This is a genomic window from Pseudoxanthomonas sp. GM95 (assembly GCF_900109775.1).
GTDB lineage: Bacteria > Pseudomonadota > Gammaproteobacteria > Xanthomonadales > Xanthomonadaceae > Pseudoxanthomonas_A.
Map to the genome: position 1 here is coordinate 95568 of NZ_FOAX01000001.1, position 20141 is coordinate 115708.

General features: G+C 60.1%; 15 protein-coding genes. 14 read left to right on the forward strand and 1 reads right to left on the reverse strand.

Going from position 1 to position 20141, the window contains the following annotated elements:
- Positions 1–678 carry a maleylacetoacetate isomerase gene (gene maiA / locus BMZ17_RS00470; RefSeq protein WP_093133739.1) on the forward strand — a complete coding sequence of 226 codons (678 nt, stop codon included), beginning with the start codon at positions 1–3 and terminating at the stop codon, positions 676–678.
- A 62-nt stretch (positions 679–740) separates the two neighbouring features.
- Here maiA and BMZ17_RS00475 read toward each other — a convergent pair whose 3' ends face one another.
- Positions 741–1877 (reverse strand): PilT/PilU family type 4a pilus ATPase, encoded by a 1137-nt coding sequence (locus BMZ17_RS00475; RefSeq protein ID WP_093133743.1) that lies wholly within the window; start codon positions 1875–1877, stop codon positions 741–743.
- Between the two features lie 100 nt (positions 1878–1977).
- Here BMZ17_RS00475 and BMZ17_RS00480 point away from each other — a divergent pair, with 100 nt between their 5' ends.
- The 13 genes from BMZ17_RS00480 to BMZ17_RS20780 all read left to right on the forward strand — a co-directional run bounded on the left by BMZ17_RS00480 (position 1978) and on the right by BMZ17_RS20780 (position 19958).
- Positions 1978–2439, forward strand: coding sequence for a DUF4398 domain-containing protein (locus BMZ17_RS00480; RefSeq protein WP_093133748.1), 462 nt, complete (start codon positions 1978–1980; stop codon positions 2437–2439).
- Complete coding sequence (locus tag BMZ17_RS00485) at positions 2436–3323, forward strand: OmpA family protein (protein WP_254775157.1); 888 nt, start codon at positions 2436–2438, stop codon at positions 3321–3323. The genes BMZ17_RS00480 and BMZ17_RS00485 overlap by 4 nt, the downstream gene beginning before the upstream one ends.
- A 334-nt stretch (positions 3324–3657) precedes the next feature.
- Positions 3658–3876 carry a YdcH family protein gene (locus BMZ17_RS00490; protein ID WP_093133751.1) on the forward strand — a complete coding sequence of 73 codons (219 nt, stop codon included), beginning with the start codon at positions 3658–3660 and terminating at the stop codon, positions 3874–3876.
- 195 nt (positions 3877–4071) lie between these two features.
- Positions 4072–5448, forward strand: coding sequence for a pyridoxal-phosphate dependent enzyme (locus BMZ17_RS00495; protein WP_093133754.1), 1377 nt, complete (start codon positions 4072–4074; stop codon positions 5446–5448).
- A gap of 91 nt (positions 5449–5539) precedes the next feature.
- Positions 5540–6724, forward strand: coding sequence for a cystathionine gamma-synthase (locus tag BMZ17_RS00500; protein WP_093133757.1), 1185 nt, complete (start codon positions 5540–5542; stop codon positions 6722–6724).
- Positions 6721–7560 carry an ABC transporter permease gene (locus BMZ17_RS00505; protein ID WP_175485435.1) on the forward strand — a complete coding sequence of 280 codons (840 nt, stop codon included), beginning with the start codon at positions 6721–6723 and terminating at the stop codon, positions 7558–7560. The genes BMZ17_RS00500 and BMZ17_RS00505 overlap by 4 nt, the downstream gene beginning before the upstream one ends.
- 4 nt (positions 7561–7564) lie before the next feature.
- Positions 7565–8710 carry an ABC transporter ATP-binding protein gene (locus tag BMZ17_RS00510; protein WP_175485436.1) on the forward strand — a complete coding sequence of 382 codons (1146 nt, stop codon included), beginning with the start codon at positions 7565–7567 and terminating at the stop codon, positions 8708–8710.
- A 55-nt stretch (positions 8711–8765) separates the two neighbouring features.
- Positions 8766–10130 carry a class I SAM-dependent methyltransferase gene (locus BMZ17_RS00515; RefSeq protein ID WP_093133766.1) on the forward strand — a complete coding sequence of 455 codons (1365 nt, stop codon included), beginning with the start codon at positions 8766–8768 and terminating at the stop codon, positions 10128–10130.
- A complete protein-coding gene (locus BMZ17_RS00520; RefSeq protein WP_093133769.1) occupies positions 10130–12418 on the forward strand; it encodes a glycosyltransferase family 2 protein in 2289 nt (762 codons plus the stop codon). Before BMZ17_RS00515 ends, BMZ17_RS00520 begins: the two co-directional genes overlap by 1 nt.
- Before the next feature lie 156 nt (positions 12419–12574).
- The gene (locus BMZ17_RS21220; protein WP_217645718.1) at positions 12575–13135 is read left to right on the forward strand and encodes a hypothetical protein; all 561 of its coding nucleotides are present in this window, start codon (positions 12575–12577) and stop codon (positions 13133–13135) included.
- A 16-nt stretch (positions 13136–13151) separates the two neighbouring features.
- A complete protein-coding gene (locus BMZ17_RS00530; protein WP_175485437.1) occupies positions 13152–16919 on the forward strand; it encodes a glycosyltransferase in 3768 nt (1255 codons plus the stop codon).
- Positions 16920–16967: 48 nt separating this feature from the next.
- On the forward strand, positions 16968–18215 hold the full coding sequence (locus BMZ17_RS00535) for a glycosyltransferase 61 family protein (RefSeq protein WP_139202761.1): 1248 nt from the start codon (positions 16968–16970) through the stop codon (positions 18213–18215).
- Positions 18216–18728: 513 nt separating this feature from the next.
- Positions 18729–19958, forward strand: a complete 1230-nt coding sequence (locus BMZ17_RS20780) for a class I SAM-dependent methyltransferase (RefSeq protein ID WP_139202762.1) — start codon at positions 18729–18731, stop codon at positions 19956–19958.
- Positions 19959–20141: the final 183 nt, after the last annotated feature.

The window sequence follows — 20141 nt, forward strand, 5'->3', positions numbered from 1 at the left end:
ATGGCGGAGCTTTTGCGGTTGTATTCCTACTGGCGCTCCAGCGCCGCGTACCGGGTCCGGATCGGGCTCAACCTCAAGGGACTGAGCTACGACCTGATCCCGGTGCACCTGGTGCGCGACGGTGGGCAGCAGCACCACGACGAGTACGCCCAGCTCAACCCGCAGCACCTGGTGCCGACGCTGATGCACGGCGGCCGGGTGATGCGCCAGTCGCTGGCGATCCTGGAATACCTGGACGAGAGCTGGCCCGAACGCCCGCTGCTGCCGGCTTCGGCGCGTGACCGTGCCCGCGTGCGCGCGCTGTCGCAGCTGGTGGGTTCGGACATCCATCCGCTCAACAACCTGCGCGTGCTGCGCTTCTTCGAGGAGGAGTGGATGGTGCCGGCGGTCGAGCGCGATGCCTGGGTGCGGCACTGGATCGTCGAAGGGTTCCGGGCGATGGAGACGCTGCTGGCCGACGACCTGGTCACCGGCACCTATTGCCACGGCGAAGCGCCGGGCATGGCCGATGCCTGCCTGGTGCCGCAGGTCTACAACGCGCGCCGCTTCGGCGTGGACATGAGCGCCTATCCGACCATCGCGCGGATCGAGCAGGCCTGCCTGCAGCTGCCGGCCTTCCGCCAGGCCAGTCCCGAGCAACAACCGGACGCGCCGCAGGCCGAGCCCGCCCGCGCCTGATCGTCTGGCGCCACGAAAAAGCCCCCGCATGCGGGGGCTTTTTTCTTTGTTGCCGAGACGCCTCAGCCGAAGCCGTGGGTGATGGTCGGCGGCGCGCTGCTTTCGTACAGGTCCCCGTAGGGATCGTGCTCGCCGGCCGAGCCTTCGGACAGGCGGAACTTCAGCGCCAGGCCGTCGCGCGAATCGGCTGCGCGCAGCGCTTCTTCCTGTGCGATTCGCCCTTCCTTGACCATGCGGAACAGGCACTGGTCAAAGGATTCCATGCCTTCTTCCAGCGATTCTTCCATCGCCTGCTTGATCTCGTGGACCTGGCCGCGGCGCAGCAGGTCGCGGATCACCGGCGTGTTGATCAACACCTCGGCGGCCGGGATGCGGCGGCCGTCCACGCCCTTGACCAGGCGCTGGGAGACCACGGCGCGCAGGTTCAGCGCCAGGTTCATCAGCACGTTCTTGTGTGCGGTCTCGGGGAAGAAGTTGAGGATGCGCTCGATGGTCTGGTCGGCGTTGTTGGAGTGCAGGGTCGCCAGGCACAGGTGGCCGGTTTCGGCGAAGGCGATCGCCGCTTCCATCGTGGTCGCATCCAGGATCTCGCCGATCAGGATCACGTCCGGGGCCTCGCGCATCGCGTTCTTCAGTGCGTTGTGGAAGGCGTGGGTGTCCAGGCCGACTTCGCGCTGGTTGACGATGGACTGCTTGTGCTTGTGCAGGTATTCGATCGGATCCTCGATGGTGAGGATGTGGCCGGTGGTGCTGGAGTTGCGGTAGTCGATCATCGAGGCCAGCGACGTGGACTTGCCCGAGCCGGTCGAGCCGACCAGCAGGACCAGCCCGCGCGGGGTCATGATGATGTCCTTGAGCACCTCGGGCAGCTGCAGCTCCTCGATCGAGGGAATCTTGCTGCGGATGGCGCGGATGACCATGCCCACTTCGCCGCGCTGCTTGAACACGTTGACACGGAAGCGGCCGGCATCGGCCAGGGCCACGGCCATGTTCAGCTCCAGGTCGCGCTCGAACTGCGGCACCTGGCCTTCGTCCATCAGCGAATAGGCGATTTTCTTGACCATGCCAGGCGGCAGGCCGGTGTTGCCCAGGGGATAGAGCTTGCCTTCGATCTTGATGTAGACGGGGGCGCCGGTGGTCAGGAACATGTCCGACGCGTTCTTTTCCGTCATCAGCTTCAGGAAATAGCCGATGTCCATGATGAGCCCCTGCTGGCTGATGCGTTCGCGTGCATTTGCAAGTGCAGCGCGAGCTTGACGACAATGGCCGCGGATTCCCCTTGAACGCCGCGTACCTCAGATGATTCGTAGCTTCGCACAATTCTCCGGGCTGCTGTGTGCGGCCTGTCTGGCCTTCACGGCCATGCCCGCGGCCCACGCGCAGGAAGCGGCCGTGGCCGAACTCACCTCGGCCCAAGCCGCCGTGCAGCGCGCCACCGATGCCGACGCAGACCAGTACGCGCCGGACCTGATCCAGGCCGCGCGCGACAAGGTCTCGCAGGCCCAGTCGCTGGCCGAAACCCGCAGCGGCCGCAAGCAGGCGCCCCTGGTCGCCCTGCAGGCGCTGGCCGATGCCGACCTGGCGCGCGCGCGCAGCGAGCAGGCCAGCGCGCAGGCCCGGCTCTCGCAGGAGCAGTCGGAAATTGACCGCCTGCAGAAGGCGCTCGCCACACCGCCGCCGGCCCCCGCGCCGCCGGTCGCTTTGCCGCCGCAGAACACGCTTCCGGCCCTGCCCACCACCTTGCCGGAGACCACGCTGTGAACCTGTCGCTTTCCCGTGCCGTACTTCTGGCGCTGATGCTGGGTGTGTCCGCCTCGGCGCTGGCGGCTGACGATGACGTGGTCGCCCAATTGAACGCGCGATTGAGCGCGCTGGACGCCAACCCGGACCTGCGCGAGCAGGGCGCCTACGAGCGCCTGCAGGCCGTGCAGGCCATCAGTCGCTACGCCGATTCCAAGCGCAGCGAGCGCGATGCCACCTTGTACGTGGCCCAGCGCCGGGTCGAGATCGCCGAACTGGCCGCGCAGAACGGCGCGACCAACCGCAAGATCGGCGACCTGGACCGCACCCGCAACGACCTGCTGCTGGAAGCCAGCCGTCGCGAGACCGCGCGTGCCCGTCAGGAGGCCGAACGCCTGCGGGTGCAGCAGCAGATCCAGGCCGAGGAAGCCGAGCGCATGCGCCAGCAGGCCGAGATCGAGGCCCAGGCCCAGGCCGATCAGGTCATGACCAATGCCACCGACACCCAGCAGGCCAAGCTGAGCGCCGCGCGCCAGAAGGATGCCTCGCTGGCCCGCCAGGAAGCCGAGCTGGTCTCCGGCGCCAAGCTGCCCAAGTCCAGTTTCAACGCCGATGGCAGCGAAAGCTTCCCGCTGGCGGTAAGCGTGTTCGAGACCGGCAAATCCACGCTTTCGGCGTCGGGCAAGTCAACGGTGCAGGCGCTGGCCGCCTACATGGACGCCACCAAGGGCGCCAAGATGCGTGTGGACGGCTATGGCGACAAGCAGACCCCAGGCGCCCGTCGTTCGGCGGCCCTGCGCACCGCCCTGATCGCCGCCGGCGTGGCCAAAGCCAGGATCAGCGACGGCGGCAGCAAGGGCACGGGCAGCAAGACGCAGGCGGCGGTGGTCGTCGTCACGCTTTAAATTGTTGTTAAAAGTCAGTCATTTATTCGGTTTCCGTGCTGACTTTCGCGGTCTGCACGGGACTGGGTTGGCGGCTCGACAGATTGCTGTACGAATGCCGCGCCGGACCCTTGTCGGTCCCGGGAGGCAGGAGTAGGGTCGTATCCCCAGGCGGGTCGCCAACGACCGCCTGGATTGACGGAGACGCCGCGCCAATGAAGCCGATGCCCGATCCAATCCAGCCAACCGTCAACGTCCATCCCGGGCGTCGGTTCGGTGATCCGGTGCTCCCCCACGCCACGCCCTGCGCCGATGTCCGGCCGGGGCGTTTGCATTTCAGCTGAAGGAGACTCCCATGTTCGAAGGGCAACCACAGTCCGAAATCGAGGCATTGATCAAGACCGACCCCGAGTTCAAGCAGCTCTACGAGCGTCATCGCAAGCTCGACAAGAAGGTCACCGACGCCGAGCTTGGCGTGCTCCCCATCGGCGAAGCCACCCTGGGGCAGATGAAGCGGGAAAAACTCCTGGCCAAGCAGCGCCTGCTGCGCAAGTACGAGGCCGCACCGCACTAAGTTCGCAGTCGCGGGTGTCGGTACTTTCCTCGTCGGGATACCGGCACCCGCGCAATTTCTTTCCGCATCGCGGCGACCTTTGACAGGTCGCCGCTTGCGTATCGGGGGTTCGGTGGCGAAGGCCGGATTCCTGAATCGGTCTTGATGGCGGCAGTGCCATAATCGGCGGTCCCAAAGACGAGCGTGACCTTCCGCATGGCGATCCACTCCTCGGTCCTCGAACTGATCGGCAAGACCCCCATCGTCAAGGCGCAGCACCTGGACGCCGGTCCGTGCGAGCTGTACCTGAAGCTGGAGAGCGCCAACCCCGGCGGCTCGATCAAGGACCGCATCGGCCTGTCGATGATCAGCGCGGCCGAAGCGCGCGGCGACCTCAAGCCCGGCGCCACGCTGGTCGAAGGCACGGCGGGCAACACCGGCCTGGGACTGGCGTTGGTGGCCCAGCAGAAGGGCTACCGCCTGATCCTGGTGGTGCCGGACAAGATGAGCCGCGAGAAGATCTTCAACCTCAAGGCGATGGGCGCCGAAGTGGTGCTGACCCGTTCGGACGTGGCCAAGGGCCATCCCGAGTACTACCAGGACCTGGCTGCGCGCATCGCCAGCGAGACGCCCGGCGCGTACTTCATCAACCAGTTCGGCAATCCGGACAATCCAGCCGCGCACGAGTTCGGTACCGGGCCTGAAATCCTGGAGCAGATGGGCGGCGAACTGGACGCGATCGTCTTCGGCTGCGGCAGCTCGGGCACGATGACGGGCCTGTCGCGCGCCTTCGCCAAGGCTTCGCCCAACACCGAGCTGGTGCTGGCCGATCCGGTTGGCTCGATCCTGACCGAGTACATCAACGAAGGCACGCTGAGCGAAAAATCCGGCAGCTGGCTGGTGGAAGGCATCGGCGAGGATTTCCTGCCGGCCATTTCCGACTTCAGCCGGGTCAAGAAGGCTTATGCGATCCCGGACAAGGAAAGCTTCCTGACCGCGCGCGAGCTGCTGGCCAAGGAGGGCATCCTGGGCGGCTCGTCGACCGGCACGTTGCTGGCCGCCGCGCTGCGCTACTGCCGCGAGCAGACCACGCCGAAGAAGGTGCTGGTGTTCGTCTGCGATACCGGCAACAAGTACCTGTCCAAGATGTACAACGACTACTGGATGCTGGACAACGGTTTCGTCGAGCGCCCGCAGCACGGCGACCTGCGCGACCTGATCCTGCGCCCGTACAGCCAGAAGGACACGGTGGTGGTGGCGCCAACCGACCTGCTGACCACGGCCTACCAGCGCATGAAGCTTTACGACGTCTCGCAGCTGCCGGTGATGGAAGGCGAGAAGCTGGTCGGCATCATCGATGAGTCCGACGTGCTGCTGCACGTGTACGGCGACGAGGCGCGCTTTGGCGATCCGGTCTCCACCGCGATGGTCAGCAAGCTGGAGCGGCTGGATGTGAAGTCGCCGATCGAGGCGCTGTTGCCGGTGTTCGACCGTGGCCAGGTCGCGATCGTCACCGACAAAAGCACCGACAAGTTCCTGGGCTTGATTACCCGGATCGACCTGCTCAATTACCTGCGCCGACGCGTGCAATAGCGCGCGCGTTCAGTTTCAGATTCAGACACTTGCGCATGTCGCGCCGGTCACAGCGCTGGTAGAATCCCGACCGCACTTACGGAAGTCCCCCATGTCCGAACACACTCGCGGGAGCCAGGACGGCGACAGCACCCTGGCTCTGGCGACGCTCGCCATCCACGGCGGGCAGTCTCCCGATCCCAGCACCGGGGCGGTGATGCCGCCGATCTATGCCACCTCGACCTACGCGCAGGCCAGCCCGGGCGAGCACACCGGCTTCGAATACAGCCGCACGCAGAACCCGACCCGGTTCGCCTACGAGCGCTGCGTGGCCGCGCTGGAAGGCGGCAGCCGCGGGTTCGCCTTTGCCTCGGGCATGGCCGCGACCGCGACCGTGCTGGAGCTGCTGGACAGCGGCGACCACGTCATCGCGATGGATGACCTGTACGGCGGCAGCTATCGCCTGTTCGAGCGCGTGCGCAAGCGCAGCGCGGGGCTGGATTTCAGCTTCGTCGACCTGACCGATCCGGCGGCCTTCGAAGCGGCGATCACGCCGAAGACCAAAATGGTCTGGATCGAGACACCGACCAACCCGATGCTCAAGATCGTGGACATCGCCGCGATCGCGACCATCGCCCGCAAACACGGCCTGCGCGTGGTGGTGGACAACACCTTCGCCTCGCCGATGCTGCAGCGCCCACTGGCGCTGGGCGCGGACATCGTCGTGCATTCGGCCACCAAGTACCTCAACGGTCACTCGGACATGGTCGGCGGCATCGCCGTGGTCGGCGCCGACACCGAACTGGCCGAACAGCTCGCCTTCCTGCAGAACTCCGCTGGCGCGGTGCAGGGCCCGTTCGACAGCTTCCTCGCCCTGCGTGGTCTGAAGACCCTGCACCTGCGCATGAAAGCCCACTGCGACAACGCTCTGGCGCTGGCGCAATGGCTGGAGACACAAGATGCGGTATCAAACGTGATCTACCCCGGCCTGCCTTCGCACCCACAGCACGCCATCGCCGCGAAGCAGATGACCGGCTTCGGCGGGATTATCTCCCTCGAGCTCAAGGGCGGGGCCGCAGCAGCCAAGCAGTTTTGCGAGAAAACCCAACTCTTCACCCTCGCCGAGTCTCTCGGCGGTGTCGAAAGCCTAGTCAACGTCCCAGCACTAATGACCCATGCCTCCATTCCCGTTGACCGCCGTGCACGGTTGGGCATCAGTGATGGACTGGTGCGATTGAGTGTCGGCGTCGAGGCGCTCGCTGATCTGCAGTGGGACATTTGCGAGGCATTGCCTTGAGCGCCGGGCAGCACATCTCGCTTTCCGATGCCAGGGAAGATAGGGGGGCGCTCGTGTTTTGGCGGCACCTGTCGAAAAGCTTGCGTAATCCAGAGTTCTGGGCGCTTTCCAGTTGGCTGGATATTTTGGTGAAGGCGCGTAAATCCCGCTTGGGCATCCTCTGGTTGATGACGCCGGCTTTGGTGTACGTGTTTGGCCTCGGTGCCTTTTTCGCCGGTATGGGCGGGAAGCCAATCCCCTTGTTCGCAGCGCATGTAGCGCTGGGATCCATTGTGTTTCGTACGCTCATGTCTACGGTCATGAGTAGTGCGGGTATCTTCCATTCCGGCGCATCGTTCATCATGGATGGGCGGACGCGATTAACCGACTATCTACTGCAATCCATCGCAAAGTCGTTTTTTGACCTCTGTATGTATTTGCCGATTACCTGTATTGCACTCTGGATATTTCCTGCGGTTGCTCTGAAAGGCCTTGCTTTCGCACCTGTGGCGCTCTTGCTGATCTATATCAATGCATTGTGGATCAGTGTGGTCTTTGGCTTGCTTGGGGCGCGTTTCCCCGATTTCGGGCAGCTTCTCAGCAACATCTCGATCTTTCTGTTTTTGCTCACGCCCATCATCTGGTACCCGGATACCATGCCGGCTGAGAGTCTGCGCGGCCAGCTAATGCGAGCCAATCCGTTTTATCACTTCATCCAGATATTTCGTGCACCAATCCTGGTGGAGCCGATTGAGCCTTTAACATGGTGGTATGTAGGAATTTCTTCCGTCATGGGGCTGGCTATCGCTACGCTCCTGTACCGGCGCTATGCGCGCTTTGTGCCTTTGTGGATCTGAATCCATGAGCGCCCACATCCGCGTACGGAATCTTCAACTCGAAGTGCCTGCCTTCATGCAGCGGGACCGAGATTCGACGGGCTGGCTTTCCACGTTCCTGGGCGCAGCCTTTGATCCTCCGAGGCGGCAGGTGGTTCGCCTGCTGGACAACGTTTCTTTTGATATCAGGGAAGGGGATCGCCTGGCAATTCTCGGGCGGAACGGTGCGGGAAAGAGCACGCTGCTGCGCGTGCTCAATGGGGTCTACCGTCCTACACGAGGCAGTCTGGAGGTTTCAGGCACCTGCCAAGCGCTGTTGAATCTATCGCTGGGTCTTAACAACGAGGCGACGGTGCGCGAAAACATTCTTCTGCGAGGGGTGGCGATGGGCCTTCCGTCCTCGTTCCTGCGCACGCAGATTGGCCCGATCCTGAGTTTCGCCGGTTTGGAGCAAAAGGCATCGCATCGACTCCGGACACTGTCGTCCGGGCAACGAATGCGGCTGGGTTTTGCGATTTCTACGTCCGTCCAGCACGACATTATGCTGATGGACGAATGGGTAGGAGCCGGCGATCAGGAGTTCATGACCAAGGCAAAGGAGCGAATGCGCGATCGGGTTGGCGGAAGCAAGATCGTCGTGCTTGCAAGCCATAGCGTCGGCCTCCTGCGGGACATTTGCAACAAGGGCATCGTGCTCGAGCGTGGTCGCGTGCTTTTTGCTGGTGACATTACATCCGCGCTTCACCGATATCACACCTTGGTTGCCGATGCCCGTGAGCAGGTCGCTGCCGGCAGCGAGGAAGAAGAAGTCACCGCCCAGGTATACGGGACAATCGAAGCCATAGAGCACATTGGCGATGGTCGTTTCCTGGTCAAAGGCTGGATGGTGGATACCGATGGCGGGGTGCCAGGCAGCTTGTCACTTGAAGTGCACGGGCATCGTCATCTTGCGGACACCTTCGAGCAGGTCAACCGTCGAGACGTAGCAAACCACCTCGGGCTCATCAACAGCCGGTGCGGCTTCCACGCGGTCTTCACTGTCGCGGGAGCCAGTGGTCCTGCGGATCTTGGTGGCGACGTGAGAGTTCTTGGTGGGGTCGCGCCCGGCATTGGCGATGCTGCCCTGCGTTTGGCGAAGGTGGTTCTGCACGCAGTGGGACAAGAGGCTTGAATCAAACTCAATCGAATGACCTTGATGGTCATCACAACCGGGGCTTGTTCTGATCATGGCGCAATACCAATCCTTCCCCGGTGCAGTGGGGGATTCACGGTCACTGGACAAGCTGAAGGCGCTCCACCTTCCGGTGCTCGCTGACAAATCCTTCTTGGATGTTGGCTGCAACGAAGGTTTCTTCTGTGGTTTTGCTGCTTTTCAGGGCGCTTCGCGAATCGTGGGGATAGATCGTTCGCAGTTGTTCGTCGAGCGTGCTGCAGCGAGGTTTCCTCAGGTGGATTTCTTCGCTCAGGGGTGGGACGAACTGCCGGACGGCCAGTTTGATGTGATCCTGTTGGCATCAGCGCTTCACTACGCGGATGACCAAGCTGCACTCATTCGTACGCTAGTAGGAAAGCTGACGGCCAACGGCGTATTAGTCCTCGAACTCGGTGTGACGCACAGTGCTGAGCCGATCTGGGAGGCCGTGGTACGCGGCATCGACCGTCGCTTGTTTCCCTCGATGCCGATGCTCAGGGAAGTGCTTGGCGACTACGCCTGGAAATGGATGGGGCCAAGTATCCGGCAGGACGGTGATCCGGTGGCCCGCCAGGTCATTCATGTTTCCAGGCGCCGTCCGCTGGCGTACTTGCTGATGCAGCCTCCTGGTTACGGGAAAAGCAGCGTGGCAGGCGGCTTATTTCCAAAGGCCGGCGTGCCCCTGATCTCAGGAGATGCAGAAGTATCTGCAGTAGCGCGCGGAGAATCTAGGGCATCGCCAGCCTTGGTCGAGGCTATTCGCAGGGACTTTTCGCCTTACAGCATCGACAAGGCGATTCAGCGGGTCTTTGCGGAACAACTGGGGCATGAGTTGATCGCGCTTTTGATGGCGCGCGCAGGTGATGGTGACGTGGCGATTGATGTCTATGTGCCGCACGAGCAGCATGAAGTCATGAGGGCGATCGTCGCCGATCACGGGCGAATCCCTGTTGTATTGGATTGGGGGCGCATCGGGGAGGCGCCGCTGATGGAGGAGGAGATGGAGCGCCAGGCCAATGCCTACTATCTCGCGATGCTTCCTTCGGATCAGCCTGGTGCAGTAGCCATCGACTGGAAGCATGCAGGTGTGGTGGATGAGGTCTGGATCGAGCGAGGGCGCTTGATGCTACGTGGCTGGGCAGTGGGATCGGATGGGCGCCTGCCAGACGAGGTGAGCATTGAACTTGGCCGCAAGACCATCAAGGCAGATCGGCTGGAGCGGCAGCTGCGCCCGGACGTACAGCAGGCGCTCGGCTTGCCTCACGCGCTGGTCGGATATCGGTTAACCATCCCCATCACTGCAGATGTTGACCTGTCCGCTGTAGTTCGCAAGCTCAAAGTCAGTTTTGACGGTCAGGCCACCAACGCAAGCAACATTAAAGTGCGTGCATCACAGTGATGCAGCGTGATGCTGCCGTGGCGCGACTCGACTTAAGCCCGCCGGAACTTGGCGGGTGTGAGCTATATCACTGGTCGCCGATGTCCCAACCGGCTTTGCCATTGCGCGCGCCTGCGCGCTGCCTTGAAATGAGGCCTGGCTGGTATCGCATCACAGCGCGAGCCGAAACGCGCAAAGGGGAGTGGATATCCACTGCACTGGAATTGCTTTATCGGAATGGCGATCGTGTGCGTGTTCCGCTCATGGGCCCAGGTTTAGATGGGCGCATTGATGATGTCGTGCTCCTGCGGCACGACATGATGGAAATTTCGCTCTTTCCTTCGGAGGATCCGTTGGAATTTTCCATGGGAGAGGTACGGTGCCAGTTTCTGCCGTTGCCACGCAGGATCATTGCGATGCTTGCGCGTTTCCGTCACGAAAATGGCGAATGGGACCCGCGCGCCTCAGTCGCTGCAGGAGCGTCGCTGTTGCGTCATTGCGCATTGGGTCGGCCAAGAAAAGGGCTCCACGCGCTGTCCTATCGTTTCCAGGAGAGTCGGCGGCTTCGGACACGTGCGCGGACTTACGCCGATTGGGTTGCACGTTACGCGACGCCTCAACCTGCTGATCTCTTGGAATTTGCGGCGCAGGGACAGGCGCTGGCGGTCGAAGGTCCGTTGATTTCGTTGCTGGTGCCGACCTATCAGACGCCTGTCCGCTGGCTGCGTAAATGCCTGGAAAGCGTCATCGCCCAAGCTTACCCGCGTTGGGAGTTGTGCATTGCAGATGATGCGTCACCTGATCCCGGGATCAAGCGCGTTCTCGAGGAGTACGCGGCACGCGATCCACGCATCCGCTTCATCGTGCGGGCGCGAAATGGGCACATCTCGGAAGCCTCCAACACTGCATTGGTCATGGCGCAGGGTCAGTATGTGGCCCTGCTGGATCACGATGACGAGCTTGTGCCGCAAGCCTTGTTGCGAATGGTCCAACGACTGAAGGAACAGCCTGCGCTGCGGATGATCTATTCGGATGAGGACAAGATCGACGCGTCAGGCCTGCGCTTTGATCCTTATTTCAAGCCGGACTGGAATCCTGATCTCCTGCTGTCACAGAATTATATTTGCCATTTCACCGTGATCGATGCCGACCTTGTTCGCGATGTGGGTGGCTTCAGAGTGGGCTTCGAGGGAAGCCAGGATCACGATCTCTTCCTGCGTTGTACTCGGCGCCTGCAATCGAAGGAGATTGGCCATCTCGCGGAAATTTTGTACCACTGGCGTGCTATCCCAGGATCGACGGCGCTCGAGCGTGGCGCAAAGGATTACGCGGCGGATGCTGGCGCACGCGCAGTACAGGATCACTTGGACCTCACGGCGGGAGGACAAGTGGAATCGCTCCTGCATGGTCACTATCGCGTGCGCAGGCCGCTTCCGGATTCGCCGCCCAAGGTGGCACTGATCATTCCAACGAGAGACCGCGTTGGACTGCTTAAGATGTGCGTCGAATCCGTTCTCCTGAAGACGACGTATCCGAATTTCGAGATCATCATCGTGGATAACCAATCCACGTCTCCCGACGCATTGGAGTATCTCTCCCATATCGACGGCGACCCGAGGATCAGGGTCCTGCCTTATGACGCCCCTTTTAACTATTCCGCGATAAACAATTACGCTGTACGGGTCTGTGACGCCGACGTGGTGGCGCTGGTCAACAACGACATCGAAGTCATCACCCCTGATTGGCTTGAGGAGATGGTTGCCCACGCGTTGCGCCCCACCGTGGGCGCCGTTGGTGCGATGCTCTACTATCCGGGCGATACGATCCAGCATGCGGGGGTCGTGCTGGGTGTATGGGGCGTGGCGAATCATTTCTATGCCGGCCAGCCCAAGGGATACCCGGGGCATGGAGGCCGCGCGCGCGTCGTTCAGAACCTGTCCGCGGTCACCGCAGCATGCCTGGTGATCCAGCGATCCCGTTTCCTAGAGGTCGGGGGGCTGGATGAGGCTAATCTTGCGGTGGCTTTCAACGACGTTGACTTCTGCCTGCGGTTGATGGGCGCTGGCTATGCCAATGTCTGGACGCCATTTGCCGAGCTCTACCACCATGAGTCCGCGTCCCGTGGCGCCGAGAATACGGATGCAAAACGCGCCCGTTTCGCAGGTGAAGTTGCTTACATGACCCATTGCTGGGCGGGCATCCTTCGGCAGGATCCTGCCTACAATCCGAATCTCTCGCTAGAAGGCACCAACTGTGAACTGGCATTTCCGCCGAGAGGGTGGGATGTGCATGGAGCGATGCCAAGGTGATGGGAGCTTGCACTGCTGGATGATGCCACCACGGTGTCACGTGGACCGTAAACTTGATAAGGAAAGAATAGGGGGTGATCTATGGCGGTGCTGAATCAACAGGTTCCGAGCGGATGCTTGACGGGGGCGGGGAGCCCTCCAGTCGAGTCGGTGGGGATGGAAATCCATCTTGCAGCGGTCAATGAGCTTGAGCGTCGATTGCGACAGGCGTATGCGGAATTCCATGAAATCGACCGTTTGAAAGAACGGATCTCTGCCATCGAAGCCGAGGGCGAATGCCTGAAGCAGGAGCTGGCGGGCTGCTATCGCGAGCTTGCAACGCTGACGCTCTTGCTGGCAGAGGCAGAGCAGGCCGCACCAGTGGCGACGAGTGTTGTCAAGGCGCCGCCTGTGCGTCTCTCGTTGGGACGCATCGTCAGATTCTTCAATCGATGCCGCGACCGTTGGCAGGCGAATCATGTGCGCGCACGCATCCAAGCTTCCGGCCTGTTCGATCCATCTTGGTATATCGCGAAGTATCCAGATGTTGCCGCGTCTGGGATCGATCCGCTAGAGCACTATCTGCAATTCGGTGCCGGGGAGGGGCGGGGAGTAGGGCCGAATTTCGACATGACGGCGTATCTGGCATTGAATCCGACAGCGCGGCTTGGTAATCCCATCCTGCATTACCTAGATGGATCTGCAGCGGCTAAGGAAGAGGCAACTCGGAATGGTTAATGGAGTAGAACTTGCAATGCTTGAGCGCTTGATCGTCGAGTCTGGAATGTTCGATGCCGATTGGTATCGTGCTCGCTATCCGGATGTGGCGTTGATCGGTATGGAGCCGTTGCCGCATTTCGTCAGATTCGGCGCCCAGTTAGGGCGCAGCCCGGGACCAGACTTTGATCCTGGCTACTATGCGCAGAGCAACGCTGATGTCGCGGCCGGTGGTTCGAGCCCGCTGTTGCATTACCTTCAATACGGGCGTCAGGAAGGTCGGCCCGGCAAAGCACCGCTCGTGGTCCAGGCCGCTGAAGAGGGCGTCCAGATTGCGGCGCTCGGAGCGCCAAGACTTTATGGTCATCTCGATCGTGCGACCCCCACCTTAATTGAAGGGTGGGCAGTAGACGAGGCAGCGCCTGGCGCGCCGGTCCGGTTGCAGCTTTTCGTGGACGGCGAAAAGGTCATGGACTTCGCCACGTCACGCGAGCGCCATGACGTCACCGCCAACAAGCTGCCCGGTGCGAATGCAGGTTTTTCGTTGCATTTGGCGCAGGGGATTCTCCGGACTGGCCAGAGCGTCGAGGTCCGCGAGGTTACCAGAGCTCGTAGCCTTGGAGAGGGGGTGAAGGTGATCGGCGCTTCGGCAGTCCGCAGCCGGCTGCCTGCGCCCACCTACCTAACCACACTTTCAACGGGGGCCATGCTTCCTGTCACGGTAGTGGTGCCGGTCTACAACTCGCCCGATGCAGTAGCGGCATGCCTTGCTTCGCTCACTGAAAATCCGATGCCCGACTCCAGCGAAGTGCTGATAATCGACGACGGCAGCACCGATCCACGCATTGCCGAACTCTTGCGGCGTTACGCGACGGTGCCCGGTTTCCGGCTGGAGATGAATCCGAGCAACATCGGCTATACGCGGACAGTGAACCGAGCGCTGGAGCTGGCCGCTGGCCGGGACGTGGTGCTGCTCAACAGCGATACCACAGTGACACCGCGCTGGCTGCACAATCTCAGGTACTGCGCATATTCACAGCCGGACATCGGGTCGGTGACAGCACTGTCGGACAACGCCGGCGCGTTTTCGGTTCCGGAGATTGGTGTTGCCAATTCTCCTCCGGCCTACTTGGATAGTGCCAGCACCGCAAAAGTCGTCACGCAGGCTGGTGAAGGCATTCCCATCGATGTCCCGACTGGGAACGGCTTCTGCCTTTATCTGAGGCGCCATGCGCTCGATGTCGTTGGTGGTTTCGACGAAGCCAAGTATCCCCGGGGGTATGGCGAAGAAAACGACCTGTGCATGCGCCTGATGTATGCTGGTTGGCGCAATGTCATCTGTGACAAGGCTTATGTGTTCCACCTAAGGTCCCAGAGTTTCGGGGATATGAAGCGGGCACTGGTCGAGGACGGCGCGCGGCAGCTTGCCATCGACTATCCGGAATACCGCGCGCTGATCTCGCGATTCAACGACATCGAATTCGCGATGCGCCGCAATCGCCTGCGGAAGACCTTGCTGGCCGCTTCTTCGGCGCTGCCGAAGCCGAGGGTGCTGTTCGTCATCTCGACGACAACGGGAGGAACGCCTCAGACCAACTTGGACCTGATGCGCGCAGTGGCGGAAAGATACGAAGGTTTCCTGCTGCGATGCGACTCGCTGACCTTGACGCTTTCCAAGCTCGTGAACGGCAACCTGGTGACCTTGGAGACCGTCGCGCTGCATGCGCCGATCAGGGCCGTTCCGCACACATCTGATGAATACGACCGCCTGCTTCTGGACATTCTGTATCGCCACTCCATTGATGTGCTGCATATCAGGCACGTGGCTTGGCACAGCCTAGGGATCGCGTCGGCCGCCAAGGCGCTGCAGATCCCCGTGATCTTTTCCGTCCACGATTTCTACGCGCTTTGCCCATCCGTGAATCTGCTGGACACGGAGCATCGCTACGTGGGCACGTCGGAGGATGGAGCCAGATTGAATCCGCTATGGCCACAGCAGGTGGTGCCTGACGGATTCGTGCGCCGCTGGCGATTGATGATGGGGCGGTTCCTTGCCGACTGTTCGGCATTCGTGACCACCTCGCCGTCTGCCAAGCGGTTGTTTGGCGAGGTCTATCCGGAACATGTGGGCCGGATGCGGGTCATCCCGCACGGTCGGGATTTCGATCTGCTTGCGATGAATTCCACGACGCCCCAGCGTGGCAGGCCAATGAAGGTTCTGGTGCCGGGGAATATCTCGGTCAGCAAGGGGGCGCTCCTCCTGCGTGATGTCAGTGTGCTCGATGAGGAAGGACGAGTAGAACTGCATTTCCTCGGGCATGCCATCCAGGAAGTCAAGCGCGTCGGTGTGCATCACGGCGCTTACAAGCGCGAAGAATTCCAGGCAAAGGTCGCTGCCATCGCGCCGAGCGTGGGCGTCGTGCTGTCGATCTGGCCCGAAACCTTCTGCCATACCCTGACCGAGATGTGGGCGGCCGGGATTCCCGTCCTGGGCTTGGATACGGGTGCAGTGGGCGATCGCATCCGTGCTACGGGCGGCGGCTGGCTCTTGCCGGCAGATGCGACGCCAAGCGATATCCTCCAGAAACTGGTGGAGCTGGCGAACAATCCGACGGAAGTCTTGGCGAGGCAGGAAGACCTCGCTCGCTGGCAGGCGGCCGAAGCTGTTGTCCATGACACGGCGCATATGGCGTCCAGCTACCGGCAGCTCTACAGCGAGTCGATGCTTGGTGGGAGGCGGCCTCTGCGTGTTGGCCTAGTCATGAAGTTGCGTGGCTTGAGGCATCGCCCCCCCACCGCCCATATCCGAGTGCTGAGGCCGATGCGGGCTGCGGCACAGACGGGACGGCTGGATCCACGGCCTATTTCGGTGGGTTCTCTCATCGCAGGTGCAGCCAGTGCGTTTGATGTCGTGGTCATACAGCGTGATGCAGTACCGCCCGCGCAGACAGAGCTGCTGTTGGACGCCCTGCGCATTGCTGGCGTGCCATGGATCTTCGAAATGGACGACATGCTCTGGGACTTGCCCAAGGATCACTTGGACCATGCGATTGACGATGTGGCGATCGCCAGCATGCGTGCAATCGCCCAAGGCGCCGCCTGCCTCACCACAAGTAGCGCGCCTTTGGCGGCGGCCCTATCCGAGACCAATGCACGAGTGGAAATCATCCCCAACGCACTGGACGAGACGCTATGGTGTAGCCCGCTGCCGGCAGGGCTCAGTGCTGAGGTTGCGGGGGCGCTTGGATTGAGTGCTGAACGGCGGTACATCCTTTATATGGGGTCCAATTCCCATGCGAAGGACCTCGAGATGATCGTGCCGGCGCTCGAGCGCGTGCTGGATCGGCATCCTGATGTGCAGATTCTGCAGATCGGGGGCGGGCACCCGCTTCCTTTTGCCAAGGAAGTGACCTGCCCGCCACGCTTTCCGACTTACCCGGAATTCGTGGTCTGGTTCAGGGCGCTCTGCAGCCATTGCACGCTGGCCCTGGCGCCACTGCGCGCTGATGCTTTCAACGAAGCCAAGTCGGACATCAAGTTCTTGGATTACAGCCTTGCTGGCGTTCCGGCAATCTTCAGCGACTTTGGTCCATATAGATGCACCGTCCATGACGGTTTCAGTGGGCTGCTACGTACGAATGATGTCGACTCGTGGCAAGAAGGAATCGAGGTCTTGCTTGATCGCCCTGATGTTGCTAGTCGCATCGCCGAGCAGGCCAGCAAGGCAGCCAGTGAGCGGACGCTCGCTAGGAGCGGTGTCGGTGAAGTGTGGGTGGATCTACTTGAGCGTATTGCAAGCCGGTGAGACCAAGGCTTCGCATATGCTTCGATTCGTGAAATTGGAGTGCTGGGCGTGATCCCTGTTGAACTTAAGCGGTGTGAGCGTACAGAACTTCCTGTTCGCGCGAGTCTGCTCGAAGGACTGGCGGAACCTAAAGATTTCAGGGTGGATATCCAATCAGTACGTATACTTAATCCTGATCTTGATCAGATACTCGGAAGCAGCTGGCGTCGGCCGAATCGTGATCACTTCCTTGGTGCAAATTCACTGATGCTGCCCGAGCTGTGGAGTGAGGGCATTGAAATGCCCTCGCCTCTTCAGATTAGCGTAATGCATGAAGCCTGGGTATTTGGCGGCGTGATTACGCAAAGGGCTGAAGCCACTCACTCCCAAGGACAGGCGCTGCTGACGCGAAATGGTGGTGTCACTCAGGATTCGTTTGGAATCATGGATGGAAACGTCACGTGGGCGGAAAATATTCTTTCCTATGACGAGGCGTCGGGAGCTTGGGCGTATATAGGTCCTTCCGAGGCTACGAGGTTAAAGGGTGACTACTATCTCGTAGGTAATGTTCATCGGCATTTCGGTCATGTGATGCTTGAAGGTCTGAGCCGACTCTGGGCCATGCGCCAAGTATCACAAGTTACTTCTGACTTGCGATTTTTAGTTTACGAATCTGATGTCAGGCCTTTCGCACTTGAACTTCTAAGGTTGGCCGGCGTGCCAGAGGATCGCATTGTGTCTGCTTCCCCGGCAACATCGGTCGAACGCCTATTTGTGCCCTCGACCGCAATGCGGACACATCGCTCGATTAGCCCGGAGATGGGGGAGGTTTGGGGGCGAATTTCGCTGAAGCAGGCTTCGGGGGGGTATAGAAGCGCCCGCCGCAAGGTCTATTTGTCGCGAAAGGCGATCGGGAATCGCCCCTTGGAGAATGAAGAGGCGCTGGAAGCTTTATTGCTTTCGCGTGGCTTCGAGATAAGGTGTTCCGAGACCATGACGATTCCTGAACAGATCCGCATGGCATCGGAATCTGAGATCTTGGCGGGACCGGTAGGAAGCCAGATGTACCTGGCGGGTTTTCAACAGCCAGGCTCGTCTGTGCTGGTGCTGGCTCCCCGGAATTTTTACCTCAAAGATGATCTGCTCCTTGCCGCAGTGCGTTTCCACCACCTCGATGTATGCTTTGGCTCGCCGCTCGATTTCAGAAAGGACAAGGCCAATCGTCGATGGAGTGTAGATCTCGTTGAGGTGGAGGCGAGGCTAGACGAACTGATAGTAAGCCGGGAGATGCCTGCCGATTTGGAACGTGACAAATAAATGACGTCGCGTGCAGCGCGCGCAGTGGACCGTTTCCCTTCATTTTTGGGAAATGAAACTAGTCGGTTGGCTGATACGCGTCTGTAGAGCGGCCGTACTTCGAACTATTGGCGCTGTTTGAAGTGTATTAAGCAACTCGCTAGAGTGGATATGCACTCGCTTATAGCGAGCAGATCTGAATTCCGGTCTCCTAATGCAGGTCGATGACCTGCCCTAAGTGCTGCGGGAGGTTGCAGGACTGCACCTGATGTGACTCCGAACATCAGGTCTTGGTATTAGCAGCCCTTCTTGGGTTCAGCTTTCAGAGACCAAATCCCAGTCGCATCGCCAGCGACCATCTTTATCAATTGCCGTGTGGTCAGTGGCCATCTGCTCCGCCCTCGCTGGAAAACCTAGACAACGAGTGTGGAAAGGAAATGCGTTGTTGAGGTGCATCTCAATAGATTGTCTGCGTGTCATATTGAGGCCTCCGATTTGTGCATAGGGTGCTATCGTGTAGCTGGCAGTTGGCGAATGAACTGCTTACTCGAGTTCTGTGTAATTGGCATGAATATAGGAGGCTCTGCTTTGACTCGTGAAAATCTTATGGATCTATCGGTTAAGCATAAGACCGACAAATGGGGGGCGCATCATTATGCGAAGCATTATGAGCGCCACCTTGCCCATTTCAGAGATAAAAAAGTTGTGATGCTTGAGATTGGAATTGGTGGTTATGCGGATCCATTCGGCGGCGGAGCCAGTTTAAGGGTCTGGTCTGACTGGTTTACGCATTCCGAGACCGTGATCGTTGGTGTCGACATTCACGAGAAGAGAATGAAGTTTGATGATCCCCGGGTCAGGGTTCACCGGGGTAGCCAGATCGATATTGCTTTTCTGGAAGAGCTTCATGATCTGTATGGCGATTTTGATATCGTGCTGGATGATGGAAGTCATCTGCCGGAGCATGTCATTACAACTTTCAAGTTTCTGTATCCGCGGACAAGGGATGGGGGGATCTATATCGTCGAAGATACTCAAACAAGCTATTGGGAAGGAGGGCGGGCAAGTAGGGCCTCTTACTACAACCCGGAGAATCCAACCATTAGTTTTTTCAAAAGCCTTCCGGACTGGATAAATTACGCAGAAGTTCCATTGCCCTCGGACCCGAGCTTCTACGATTTACACACGGTGGGGGCGCATTTTTATCACAATCTCATCGTGATAGATAAAGACAGGAACGTAGAGAAGAGTAATTTAGTTCCATCTCGCGTGGGACGCGAAGTTGTCGATTACATGAAGCCACTCATCGCTGTTCCACTCAGGCACGGTGTTCCGCGTATGGGGCTGCTAGCCCATGTGGGCGGCGTGGGTGATGTGAGAAACGAAGATATTCCGTCTGTTGTTACCGATGGCAGGCATCCTCGATTTATCCAGGGGATTCGGTTGCTATGTGGTCTGGATGACGAGAAGAAGGTCGAATATAGGGTGCGGCTCCAATCAGGTGATTGGACGGAGTGGGTATGCGGCAATAGGTATGCTGGCACCCGCGGCAAGAATGAATCTTTGAGCGGTTTTTCAGTTCGCCTTGCTGGCGATTGGGTCGGGAAATACGACCTGCTGATGATTGGTTCCTTCCAGTCCCTGGATGGATTAATTCTGCGGCATGAAGGATCGGACTGCATCACAGAGGAGGGGGGTAAGAAAATCGCCGGGATGCAAATTCTATTTCTTCCAAGTGCCACTTCAGCTCCTTCTGGGTACTGAATTGGCCCCGCGCGAATTCTGCATAGGAGCTGATGTGACGTACGTACCTGGCGCATCGCATCGCCTCCCTTTTCAGAGTGGGGGCTGCGTGTAGGTACGCCGAAAGAGTCATTCCTGTAGACGATCTAAGTCGCGGAAAGCGCAATCACATTGCTTGTGCCCGGCGTCAAGCCTGCTGCTGTT